Annotated in this window: 9 protein-coding genes; 4 read left to right on the plus strand and 5 right to left on the minus strand. The window is 47.1% G+C overall.

From position 1 onward, the window contains the following. Nucleotides 1-16: 16 nt before the first annotated feature. From HH215_RS22355 to HH215_RS22370, 4 genes are all read right to left on the minus strand, one after another. Nucleotides 17-1093: a helix-turn-helix transcriptional regulator gene (locus HH215_RS22355; protein WP_169281913.1), complete on the minus strand. Its 1077-nt coding sequence runs from the start codon at nucleotides 1091-1093 to the stop codon at nucleotides 17-19. Nucleotides 1094-1190: 97 nt separating this feature from the next. Continuing rightward, entirely contained in the window at nucleotides 1191-1694 is a 504-nt protein-coding gene (locus tag HH215_RS22360) for an alpha/beta fold hydrolase (RefSeq protein ID WP_169281914.1), read from the minus strand. A gap of 111 nt (nucleotides 1695-1805) precedes the next feature. Then, nucleotides 1806-2675 (minus strand): deoxyribonuclease IV, encoded by an 870-nt coding sequence (locus HH215_RS22365; protein ID WP_169281915.1) that lies wholly within the window; start codon nucleotides 2673-2675, stop codon nucleotides 1806-1808. Then, nucleotides 2669-3730: an AraC family transcriptional regulator gene (locus tag HH215_RS22370; RefSeq protein ID WP_169281916.1), complete on the minus strand. Its 1062-nt coding sequence runs from the start codon at nucleotides 3728-3730 to the stop codon at nucleotides 2669-2671. Before HH215_RS22370 ends, HH215_RS22365 begins: the two co-directional genes overlap by 7 nt. Nucleotides 3731-3845: 115 nt before the next feature. Between HH215_RS22370 and HH215_RS22375 the strand changes: the two genes are divergently transcribed. The 3 genes from HH215_RS22375 to HH215_RS22385 all read left to right on the plus strand — a co-directional run bounded on the left by HH215_RS22375 (nucleotide 3846) and on the right by HH215_RS22385 (nucleotide 9747). Beyond that, entirely contained in the window at nucleotides 3846-4577 is a 732-nt protein-coding gene (locus HH215_RS22375) for a DUF4386 domain-containing protein (protein WP_169281917.1), read from the plus strand. Between the two features lie 436 nt (nucleotides 4578-5013). Further along, nucleotides 5014-7821, plus strand: coding sequence for a glycoside hydrolase domain-containing protein (locus HH215_RS22380; RefSeq protein WP_169281918.1), 2808 nt, complete (start codon nucleotides 5014-5016; stop codon nucleotides 7819-7821). Nucleotides 7822-7923: 102 nt separating this feature from the next. Continuing rightward, on the plus strand, nucleotides 7924-9747 hold the full coding sequence (locus HH215_RS22385) for a cache domain-containing sensor histidine kinase (protein ID WP_169281919.1): 1824 nt from the start codon (nucleotides 7924-7926) through the stop codon (nucleotides 9745-9747). On the opposite strand, the gene HH215_RS22390 is transcribed toward HH215_RS22385, so the two are convergent. Continuing rightward, nucleotides 9744-10496 (minus strand): response regulator transcription factor, encoded by a 753-nt coding sequence (locus HH215_RS22390; RefSeq protein WP_169281920.1) that lies wholly within the window; start codon nucleotides 10494-10496, stop codon nucleotides 9744-9746. The genes HH215_RS22385 and HH215_RS22390 overlap by 4 nt on opposite strands. 204 nt (nucleotides 10497-10700) lie before the next feature. Between HH215_RS22390 and HH215_RS22395 the strand changes: the two genes are divergently transcribed. After that, nucleotides 10701-12008, plus strand: coding sequence for an ABC transporter substrate-binding protein (locus HH215_RS22395; protein ID WP_169281921.1), 1308 nt, complete (start codon nucleotides 10701-10703; stop codon nucleotides 12006-12008). The last annotated feature ends 34 nt before the right edge of the window (nucleotides 12009-12042 follow it).

Here is a 12042-nt window from a genome sequence, read left to right on the forward strand (position 1 = left end):
TTACACTGTTATTTACTCACTTCGTTTTATCAATGAGTTCAATATATTGTAAATCTCCATATCCTACTGTTGGGAAAATCTCGAATAACCGCTTAAGCAATTCGGATGTAGGTAGATGTTTATTTTTGGAAATGTATTTGATAACGGCATTATTTTCTGTCTGCATTTCTAAAAATAACTCTATTGCCTGGTACATCATTGGAAGTAGTTCTTTTGTTGGCTTCATATGATTGACTAATACTTCTTCATAGACGGAATAATAGCTACCTAAACTAAGCTCAGTTTGGCTTACTTTAAATTCATCCTCTCTAAAGCTATTAACAAACACTTTACCTTTATACTGAGACTGTTCAAGATAGGCAAGGATAGTCAGAAGATTCATCTGACAAAACATGTCTTCCCCAAACCATAAAACAATATAGTTATAGTTTTTCTTAAACAAACTATCTAAGGGCTTTATTACCATATTGCTGTAATTTTCTACAGACTCATTATGTTCTGATGCTCTCTTTTGAATAAACGCATAATCAAAAATAGGTACCGTAGTCGCTTTTGCACACATTGCTTCATTGAACGGTACATAATCAGAATCTCCCATAAGCTTTTTATTCTTAAATTCCTCATACATGATTTGACCATTTAATATGTTCAGTACATCTTGGTCAAACAATTCTCGATTCCTATTTTTTAATTGTTCAACCTCGGTTTCTCTAGATATATTCATTCTGCAACCATCCTCTCTCTGATTAAGAGTGAGCTTAGCAAATGACTGAACAGGCATTTTTTTGAGTTGAAATTCTCTTGGACTAACGCCAAAAACTGTTTTAAAAGCCCTGCTATAGGCTTCTTGCGATGAATACCTATAATCAAAGGCAATATCGATTATCTTCCGATTATTTGCTAAATCACCCGTAGATAAATACAACCTTCTAAGAAGAATGTAGCGTCTAATGCTTATACCCGTTGCCTGATGAAATTTAAAAGAACAATAATAAGGGGAATATCCCATATAGCTAGCTAAGCCCTCTAGCGAAAATTCATTTTTTAAATTTTCTTCTATCCAATCAATTATCTGCTGTATATATTCATTCATTTGCACCGCTCCTGAATAAAAATATAGATTACATCGATTTTATTTTTTTGATAGTTGTTGTGCTATATATATCCACTTAAGCATACACAAGTCGATCTTATAAAGATAAGCCTATTTGCTGCCAGATAGGATACTGCTCCACATTCTTGCGATAGTCGTAGCCAAGAGCAACTTGTATTTCCCGATTGCCGGGGCGATTCAGAAACATTTGATCCATGTAGGGTCCATCGGGACTAACCCTTTCGGGATAGCATGCTCCGGTAAAGTACTGCTTCTTGGTGAAGTCGAAAGAGGTTACGGTGGCTGCGAATTCCTGCTGCGTTCGGGCATCCGGGTGCTCCCAGAGCGCTTTGAATACATCAAATGGCGTTCCCAATCCCTCGAAGTTCACAACGGAATTTTGAATGATAAAGCTTCGGACGCGAAGAGGGTGCCTGACGGCCAACCGAAATCCGACGGGACCGCCATAATCGTGACAGTACAAAATAAACTGTGGAATAGACAGCTGATCCAATAATTGCTCAATAATGAGCGAGAATTGTTCGAATGTATAAGAGAAATCGGTGCATGTTTGTAACGAACCCATTCCGACATCCGACATGCACTCCTTCCCAACCGTCTTATAATAGGTATGAAGCTAGTAGGGATATAGACGATTGGATACGGAAGAATTCATGCGGATGGTTGCCTATGTTTGATTTCTTACAAAGTCTTACTTTTCTATGGGTTCTGTTAATTCTCTTCTAAGTAAAGCAATTTCATGTTTATACGGAGGGTTTTTGTATTTAATAGGTCCAATAGATGGGGTTTCAAGCAGTTTGGGGAGATTAGAAAGTTGAGGATGGTGAACAATATAGTCCAAGGCATGCAGACCTATAAATCCATGTCCGATATTCTCGTGTCGATCTTTACGGGAGCCGCGTTCGTTCTTGGAATCATTAATGTGAAGCACCTTTAACCGATTAAGCCCAATGATGCGATCGAACTGATCAAGCACGCCGTCAAAGTCATGGACAATATCGTATCCAGCATCATGAACGTGGCAAGTGTCCAGGCAGATCGAAAGACTCTCATTGTACGTTACTCCATCTATAATGCGAGCCAGTTCCTCAAAGCGAACGCCACATTCCGTCCCTTTACCTGCCATCGTCTCTAACGAGATTTGAACCTTTTCATTCCGGGTAAGAACTTCATTAAGCCCCTTGATGATCATGTTAAGTCCCTTGCCTACTCCTTCTCCAACGTGCGATCCGGGATGCATAACAATCTGTTCCGAACCCAATGCTTCCGTCCGTTCCATTTCATCGCGCATAAAGGCAATGCTATGACTGAATACTTGATTGTTCATGGAATTTGCAAGATTGATTAGGAAAGGAGCGTGAACAACAATATTGCTGATTCCCTGCTCTTTCATATGCGCATGCCCCTCTGAAATCTTGTAATCAGAGATCGGTTTTCTTTTCGTATTTTGTGGAGCACCGGTGTATATCAAGAATGTATTCGCTCCATAAGAAGCAGCCTCTTTGCTGGCTTTGAGCAACATCTCCTTGCCTCCCATGGATACGTGACTTCCGATTAGCATGTATCTCCCCCCGAATTCTGCATATGGTACGGTTCACCGCGCTGTCTGTAACGGCAAGTTTCCCTATACTCTCCCGGCGGCATTCCGGTCCATTTCTTAAAAGCGCTCTGGAAAGCACTCGGCTCCGAAAATTGAAGCAAATAGGCGATTTCGCCAATTGCGAGCTGCGTTCTCTTCAGGTAGTAAACGGCAAATTCCTTGCGCGCCTTGTTGAACAAGCTGTTGTACGTCGTTTCCTCTTGCTTCAATTTGACTTGCAACATTCGAACGCTGACATTGAAGTTTTGCGCGGCTTCTGTCACATCCGGGAACCTGGAGGGCATGCATCCCGCAATCCATTTGTACACCTGATCCGCAAAGGAACGGCCATACAACAACTGCTTTCTCGCTTCTACCGCATATGCCTCAAACGTACTTAGCAACTCCTGATTCGAAAAGAGGATGGGGTACTGCATAACCTCGCTTTCCAGACTCAGGAGATTACTTTCGCCGCCAAATTCCGGATGTATACCGAAGATGTTCTGGTATGCGTTACGCTCTTCTTCCGAGGCTTCATGCGCCAGTTGCAGCTTGCCAAGAGTAATGTTGCGACAGCTCAATTTAAGAAGAATGGTATATAAGGAGCTAATCATACCTTCAAGCGCTTGTCTGGATGCTTGCCTGGCAGAGTCGCAAACTTTAAATGCGATGACCGTCTCTCTATGATTCGTCTCCGGCTCCATGTCGATACCGCTGCACAGAATAATATTATAGGTTCGATAAGCAGCCAGCGCTTCCCCAATCGTGTTGCAATTCAGGAGTACATAACCAAGAATGCCGAGATTGGACAACTCGATGGATTGTCCTAAATGCAGACCAAAGCAACTATCGTTTGTAAAAGCCGCAGCAGCAACCAGCAGTCGGTCGAATTCCTCTTCCGGGATTCGAGCCTCCGCTTCTTGAAGGATTCTCGTATCGAACGAAGCGAATCGGCAGAACGATTCCGAATCATAGCCTCGCCTTACCAAGAAACTCAGAATTGGGGGAATCATCCCGACAGATAAGCCATGGCCCATATCTACACTCCTTCTCTTCGCCGCAGAATAACTTTATTGCGTTATGCATCATAGGATTCAGATGCTTTCATGCCTATGATGATTATATCAAAGTAAATATTGCAAGGAGTGCAAAATGATGAGCCGTTACGAAATGCGAATGATGGGGATACTGCTTTTGCTCATGCCGCTGCTTATTGTCATCTCATGGTCGGGACTTATTAGCCGTTTCGATTACCCCGACATTTTGAGGGAGCCCACCTCCGTCATCCTGCAACAATATGACGAAGGCGGAATCACATTAAAGCTTTATTGGGCAGGAATGGTCTTATCGAGCCTGCTTATCATTCCGGTTGCCCTCTCGCTATACCGCCTTACAAACCATGCCAATCGAAGCTTGAGCCTAACTGCGGCCGGTATTGGCATTACCAGCGCTGTCTTTCATGTTCTTGGTTTCTCGAGGTGGTTGTTCGCCGTTGATTATTTGGCTGCCCAATATGTCGGAACGGATCGTCTGTCAGCGGATCAACAATGGGCGATTGAGACTAGCTTTAATATGCTTCATATGTATCTGGGCGTAACAATCGGAGAAACGCTTGGCTTCCTAACCATGGGAATATGGGCGATCCTGACAGCCGTTGCTTTATACCGTTCCCGCTATATCCATGCGGCGTTAGCCGTTCTTTCCATAGGTTGCGGAATTGGCATTCTGGCAGGTATTTTGGAATGGGCTGGATGGTCCTATGCCGTAGAGATCAACGCGATTGCTTACCAATTATGGATTCTGATCATTGCCTATTTGGGGATTACTTTCATTGTGAGAAAAGGTTGGAAGCTGCCCGTCGCGGGTCAAGAACCGCTTCGGTAGATTGTGGGAATTTCGTATCAAGGCACACTGCAAGTTCATTAAGAACATGACGAGAAACTTGCCATCACTTAGGGTACGGTCTACGTATCGTTTGAGACGGTCACTTCACTGCTCTATCAAGATTTCCGCCTGCATGTCCAGCCATATTCTTATCCCCCTCATTTTATCGAGATTGATCCGTTGGGGCCACCATCTATTAATTTCAACCTTGGCTCAGTGGTTTCCGTTCCGAAAAATCCTTGCTTAAGGTTACAAACTTCTTCCCCCGTTAACCCTCAGCCCCTCATCACCCAAGAAAAACGCACTTTTTACAACGGTTGTGCTAATGACAACAGAAGCGTGCATTTGATAGAGTTACCTTGCGCGGCCAAATGTAAACCCTTTCAATTTTCTTTAGGTCATATTCGCCGGCATTAGAAAACGAGGAGGACTCAGCTTGAGAAAATGGTCACAACGAATTATGAAGAAGTTATTGATCGTATCGTTGGTATGCTTAAGCATTCAATATCCGTCCCCAGCATATGCTTCAAATGCATTGACGGTATGGGTAGAGAATTCCGCAACCAAGGTCTATTCCTCATCGCCGGTTCCGGCTAACCCCCGAACCTCGATAGAGCTCTTTTCCGCCAAAAACGAGAATGAAGCCGCGCAAATCGGGATTCGCTCAACTCACACTCTGGACAATGTCAGTGTCACGGTTCACTCGCTGACGGGACCCGACGGGGCGACGATTCCCACCGGCAACATCAGCGTGAGAAGAGTCAAAAATGTGTATACGCTGCACAACTCCGGCGGCGAGATCGAAATGCCGCCTGCTCCGAACGCGAACGAATACCCCGACATTCTGGTAGACAACGCGCCTTTCAATGTGGAAGCGAATGTTACCCTCGCCTACTGGTACAGCGTATACGTCGATTCCGGTCAGGCCCCCGGCACCTATACCGGAACGGTTGTCGTCAATACGGATTCGGGGAACGTCCCGATCGACGTCAGTCTGGTCGTCTACGATGTGGAGCTGCCCCAGACGGCCTCGGCGGATTATCTGGTCAATAACTGGCTGACTTCGGTCGGCTGGGATTTCACCGGGACGCAAATATCGGTTCCCTATCAATTCGGCGTGGAAATCTTCGACGAAGATTGGTGGACCATTTACGAAAACATAGCAAAGAACTTCAAAAAACATCGGAATAACGTCCTGTACGTTGATGTTCTGGGCTTTCTGATGCTCGGGGGCTTAGACATCGATGCGCTAGGCCATCATACGTTCGATTGGACGAATTTCGATCGTTTCATCGAACTGTTCATCGACGAAGGCACCGTGAAATATATATGGAACGCGCACATGTTGGATAGAAAGGATGGCTGGGAAGGGCCAAGCTACATCAAAACCATTACCCGGGCCAACGGAGTACCGACCTTGAGCGAGGTTCCAGCCGGCTCCGCCGAAGCCAATCAGTGGCTGGAAGTGCTGTTACCGGCTCTTAAGAGCCATTTGGACCAAAAAGGATGGACCGAGATGTATTACCTTGTCGGACATGACGAGCCGGCAACGGTTCAGCATATCGCCGCGGACAACTGGTTTTACGATAAGGTCGATCAATACGTTCCCGGAGCAAGAAAGGGAGAACCCTTCTACGAATTCAAGGCCGGATTGGAAAACCGCCTAACGACCTTCGTTCCGCAGTTGGACGTACTGGATCAGAATATGGCATACTATACGGCCAGACGCGCCGAGGGCAAGGAAATCTGGACATACACTTGCGTGGGACCGCAAGGACAATATCCGAATCGTTTCTTGGATTACGCCCTGCTCAAAACGCGATTGATCCATTGGTTCAATTGGAAAGCGGGGGCGACGGGATTCCTGCATTACGGCTGGAACTACTGGAATACCAAGCCGAACGTTCTGGATAATTGGCAAAACGCCGACGGCTCATGGGACTGGGCTCCGGGAGACACCCATATCGTGTATCCGGATGTCGCCAACCTGAGCGTATACGACAGCATCCGCCATGAGGCGCAGCTCGACGGCATAGAAGATTACGAGCTGCTAAAGATTCTCAGCGCGTCCAAGCCCCAACTCGCCAAAAAAATCGTCGATAGCCTCATGACGAACGGAACCGACTACACCCATGACGGCTCGGATATCGTCCATGCGCATAAAATGATTCTCGACGACATCGTTTCCGCGGATTCAGATCTGACCATGACGACTTTCGAGGATGACTTTTCCCGAGGCAACGACAACGGTTGGCACCATGCTGTCGGCACGTGGAGCGTGAACGGCGAACAGTATGTTCAAAGCGACATGACGACTTACAACGCCGTCTCGAGCCTGAAGGGCAACGCCTACAGAGATTTCGAATTTAGTGCTGACGTCCAAATTCCGGATGCCAACGGTGATGCCTCCAACTGGGCCGGTTTCCAGATTAGAAGCCATAACCCTGGAGACTCAGCGACCGGATATCTGATCGGAATACGACATAACGGGCAATTGTTTATTCACCGGGCAGGATCGGATCTGGCCACGGTCTCGCTTCCCGTATGGATGGCCGAATATAATCATCTTAAAGTCGCGGCAAGCGGATCGACGATCCGAGTCTATGTCAATCATGGCCTTACCCCCGCACTGGAGGTCACCGACGATCTGTTTACCACTGGTTATCTTGGTCTTCGATCGGGCGGCGTACTTGCGCATTTCGACAATGTCAAGATTTCGGTGCCGGGAGTCGACTTTTTCGACAATTTCGAAACGGGCTACGATACAATGTGGACGCAAAGCTACTCCCCGTGGAGCATCGTTTCTGGCGTTTACTCTGAAAATACGGGAAACGGAATGTCGACCCTTACCGGAAAAACGTATTCGAACGGAGAGCTTGAGGCAACCCTGCGAATCGTTAACGAGAACGGAAACGCAACGAATTGGGTGGGGTTAATCGTACGAAAGACGAACGCCGCCGATAATTATTTGGATTCCGGTTATTTGGTTTACATGAGGAAAAACGGACAGTTGGCCGTCTACAAGGCGGGAGCGGGAGATTTGCAGACGTACGATACGGGCCTCGATCCTTCCCATCCGTTCCGGCTTGAAGTCGTTCTGCGGGACGACAATCTGAAAGTGTACGTCAATCACAGCGAGACTGCCGCTCTCGATATTACGGACTCCGCTTACGTGTCGGGGTATATCAGTCTGATAACGGGAGGCGCGAGCAGTCAATTCGACGACGTTCAATTCACGCGGTAGACAAAGAAAGCTATAATCAAGAAAAAAGGTTGGTTCGATTCCGCAGCTAACCTTTTTTCTGTAGCCGGAATATCTACTCTCCTCATAGACAGGGGCCAAGCGATGAGACCTCAACGACAGACAAGCCCGTTATTTTTCTATAAACTGAAGAGGCAGTTATCCCGACTAAGCATCAAAAGGAAAATCATAATCACCTACATCCTGCTTATCCTTCTGCCTTGTGCAGGAATCGGATCGTTTTTTTACGGCAGCTATATTCGAATTATTGAAGAAAAATCCGTGAAGGACACGATGCAATTAAACACTCAGCTGAATAAAACGATCGATCAATATATGATGGATGCCGATGGCATTACTAAACTGTTTATGAACAACGATCAGATTACCGAAGTGCTTCTCAAGTTCCCGCGAGACAGCGATAACGCTCCGGATCTGTTCGAACGGCGCAAGATCGACGCGTTTATCACGGAGGCTTTCAGGACCAAGCCGAATATTCAAGGCGTTTTTGTCGTTACCCCTAATAACATCATGTTTAATCAACAAAAGTACGGGGCGCTCAAAGAAAACTATGTCGAGTATGTCCAGGACTGGCGCGAGACGCTGGATAAAAGCGGCCAGGATTTCATTCTACTGCCCTCTCACCAGCCGGACATTCTGACGTATAGACACGACTTGCCCCACGTCGTATCTTTCATCCGCAATCTGAAGGATTATAACGGGATATCGCTTGGCCTGATCTGCATCAACCTGGAAACGAAGCTGCTCCAGGATACGCTGCAAGACGTGAAGTATACCCTCCGCAGCGAGATGATTATTGGCGATAGCCAAGGCAACCTTGTATACCCTTCCCAGGACCTTCTGACGGAAAGAGAGACTTTTTTTTATGGCGGAATTATGGAGAAGACAGGCGATGCCGAAAACGGATATCTAAACGTATTGGTGGATAAAACGGACTATTTCGTCAGTTACAGCCATTCGTCATTCACGAATTGGCGCCTCATTCATATCATTCCTTACCACGAGCTCCTAGCGGAATCGGAAAAAGTGAAAAACAAAGCCATTCTCCTGTTCGGCTTATTTTTCCTGCTGTTTTTGCTCGGCGTGATTTTCTTCTCCAGATATCTGACGAAGCCCCTTGTCGTCTTAAGTCGGTCCATGAGACAGGCCGACGCAGGAAATTTGAAGGTTCAGGTGAAGGTGCATACGGAGGACGAGGTTGGCGCTCTAGGCGAAAGCTTCAACGCCATGATCCGGAACCTCGATCGAACGATCAGAGAAAATTACGAGCTCCGGATTTTGAAGATGGAGGCGGAGCTTTCCGCTTTGCAGGATCAGCTCAATCCCCATTTTTTATATAACACATTGGACATGATCGGTATGACCGCCGTGATGAACGGAGACTATCAGGCCAGCGAGATGATGAGCATGCTGGGAGAAATGCTCAGATACACGGTTCATAACGATCAATGGATCGTTCCTGCTAAGGCTGAAATCGATTATATCCGCAACTACGTCAAGCTGCAGAGCCATCGGCTGAACGATGTCGAATTTGTATTCGAGCTTGCGGAAGCAACGCTCGCGCATAAGATCTTAAAGCTGTCTATTCAGCCGCTGATCGAAAACTGCATCGTGCACGGCTTTCGCGGAGGAAGAAAAGGTGTCGTGAGCATCCATTCCATCTTGCATAAAGATCGGATTTCGTTCGTCATCGAGGATAACGGGATCGGAATGAACACCCAAGAGCTGGAGACCGTTCGGAAAAGACTCCATGAAAGTCGGTCCGAAGATCGCAGCTCCGGCATCGGGTTGTACAAAACCAACAAAAGAATCAAAATGGCTTTCGGCGAGCCTTACGGCATCCAAATTCGCAGCACGCAAGGCAAAGGCACGACCGTAGAGGTGACCTTTCCTTTGAACGGGAGCTAGGCGTTGCGGAATTTATTCGGCGAGCAGCCTACCCTTTTCTTGAAAATATTAATAAAGTGCTTTTCGCTTTTGTAGCCAACCATCTGAGCGATGGAATATACATACAGCTCCGTTTCCTTCAGCAGCCGCTGGGATTGTTTAATGCGAACCTCGATCAAGTAATCCGAAAAGCCTTGCCCCGTGGCGCTCTTGAAGATTGTGCTCAAATAACTGGAGTTCAGGTACAAACGCTCCGCGACGATCTGCAAGTTAATGTCTTGGCCGTAATTGTCGTGAATCATTCGCTTGGCCTTCTCGATCGCATTTCCTTCCTTATTCTCGTCGGATATCGAAACACCGATAGAATCGGGGAAAACTCGAGAGGCTTCCGCGTCGCTTAGTTCCGCTTGGATGTTGCGAATCACCTCCACGAGGCTCTTCCAGCTGATCGGTTTCAGCAAATAATCGTGGACCCGTTTATACTTGAGAGCGGTCTGGGCGTAATGAAACTCGCTGTAGCAGCTGACGATGATAAAATGGGAGGACGGCAGGCTCCGATGCAAAAATCGGATCATCTCGATACCGTTCATCTCGGGCATTTTAATGTCGGTAATAATGATGTCCGGCTTACTTGCAAGCGCTTTCTCAATGCCTTCGGCTCCATTTACGGCGCTTAAAATCTGATGCTTCTCAAGCGGCAACTTTACCTCCAGAATATTTTGTATTCCCTCACGCGTGAGCTTTTCGTCCTCTACGATCAAGATTTGCAAGCGGATTCACCAGCCCCGAATTAATATGATAGAGTTATTATTTACCCGGGAAGGCCGGCTGTCAAGTCGCCCCAACATCTAACCAAACCGCACTTTTTACAAAGGCATTGCCAATGATTTCAACGCCTTGAGCGCGTATGATTAAGACTAGAATACATAAGCGTGCACGCTTTGTATGGACAAATTTAGGGGGAAGTTACAGCGATGAAAAAGCGATGGGCGTTTATCCTTTCATGTATTGTGGCATTTACGCTAATGGTGGGTTGCGCTGGAAAGAGCGAAAGCCCGGGAGCGTCTTCGGACGACGGCAAGCAAACAACGCCGGATCCGGAACAAAATTACAACCTGACTCTGATGACTTGGCAAGGCTCGGGGGCTCCACAGAAGGTATGGGACGATTTGAATGCTAAGTTTAACGAAGCTCACCCCAATATTACGGTAGTCAACGAGCCGATGGACTCCAAGCAGTACAGTCAAGTGTATAAGGCCCGGGTGGTATCGGGAGAAGGGCCCGACATCATGTCGGTTTATCCGGCTGATCTGGAATCCTTCGTTCAGGCCGGATATATCGCCCCTTTGGACGATCTGGCTGCCTTGAAAAAGCTCGAACGTCTGAATCTCGACCAATACAAGGTCGACGGTAAGCTCTACGCGATCCCACTGGCAATAGGAGGAACGGGGATTCTCTTCAATAAGGAAATTTTTTCCCGACTGAATTTGGATGTACCCCGTACCTGGTCTGAGCTGATCGAGGTTAGCGAGAAAATCAAGGAAAACGGGATCGTGCCTTTCGGGATGACCGTGAAAGACTCCTGGTTCACCCAGTTTTTCATTTATCCGCTGACCAAAGCCCCGGTACAGGCCAAGGATCCGGACATCTATTACAAAATCGCCAAAGGAGAAATGAAATTCGGAGATACGGCGATCTCGGAAGCCTTCGAGAAATTTCTTCTGTTCCGAGACAAGGGCTTCTTCAGCAAAGATGCGCTGGGTATTAATTTCGATCAAGCCAAAGCGGAGTTTGCCCAGGGCAAAAGCGCGATGTTCGTAGGGACGGACTGGCTGCTCTCCGACATTCGCGCGATCAATCCCGAATTCGAACTGGGCTTCATGGACTTTCCTGCCTCGGACGATGCAGCGGAAAACGAGAAAGTCGGCTGGGGCGGCTATTCGATGTCGCTCTCCGTCAAAAGCGGAAAAACCAAAGAAGCGGCCAAGCAATATCTAGACTGGCTGTTCACGCAGGAGAACTATCAAAGCTTTGTAAACGGTATCAAGTGGTTCCCCGTGCTGGAGGGCATCGACGTCTCCTCCATCGACCCGCTTGCGAACGCAATGAGCGATAGCTTTGTCGGAATGACGATGTATCCCTCGGATAACGATGTATGGCTCTCCGGGGTGGCGGATACGATGCTGAAATCGATTCAGGAAGCTTATTTGAATCAAAAAACGGCAACCGACATCGTCAAGGACATGGACGAAAGCAACGAGAGGGCTTTACAAGCCAAATAAACACGTCAGAAGCGCATGGGCGAAGGAGATCGTG

The sequence above is a fragment of the Cohnella herbarum genome (genome assembly GCF_012849095.1).
GTDB classification, from domain to species: domain Bacteria; phylum Bacillota; class Bacilli; order Paenibacillales; family Paenibacillaceae; genus Cohnella; species Cohnella herbarum.

What these genes read in the sequence shown, in the direction of transcription:
- HH215_RS22355 (WP_169281913.1), bottom strand. Translation starts at nt 1,093, where the DNA reads ATGAATGAATATATACAGCAGATAATTGATTGGATAGAAGAAAATTTA.
- HH215_RS22360 (WP_169281914.1), bottom strand. Translation starts at nt 1,694, where the DNA reads ATGTCGGATGTCGGAATGGGTTCGTTACAAACATGCACCGATTTCTCT.
- HH215_RS22365 (WP_169281915.1), bottom strand. Translation starts at nt 2,675, where the DNA reads ATGCTAATCGGAAGTCACGTATCCATGGGAGGCAAGGAGATGTTGCTC.
- HH215_RS22370 (WP_169281916.1), bottom strand. Translation starts at nt 3,730, where the DNA reads ATGGGCCATGGCTTATCTGTCGGGATGATTCCCCCAATTCTGAGTTTC.
- HH215_RS22375 (WP_169281917.1), top strand. Translation starts at nt 3,846, where the DNA reads ATGATGAGCCGTTACGAAATGCGAATGATGGGGATACTGCTTTTGCTC.
- HH215_RS22385 (WP_169281919.1), top strand. Translation starts at nt 7,924, where the DNA reads ATGAGACCTCAACGACAGACAAGCCCGTTATTTTTCTATAAACTGAAG.
- HH215_RS22395 (WP_169281921.1), top strand. Translation starts at nt 10,701, where the DNA reads ATGAAAAAGCGATGGGCGTTTATCCTTTCATGTATTGTGGCATTTACG.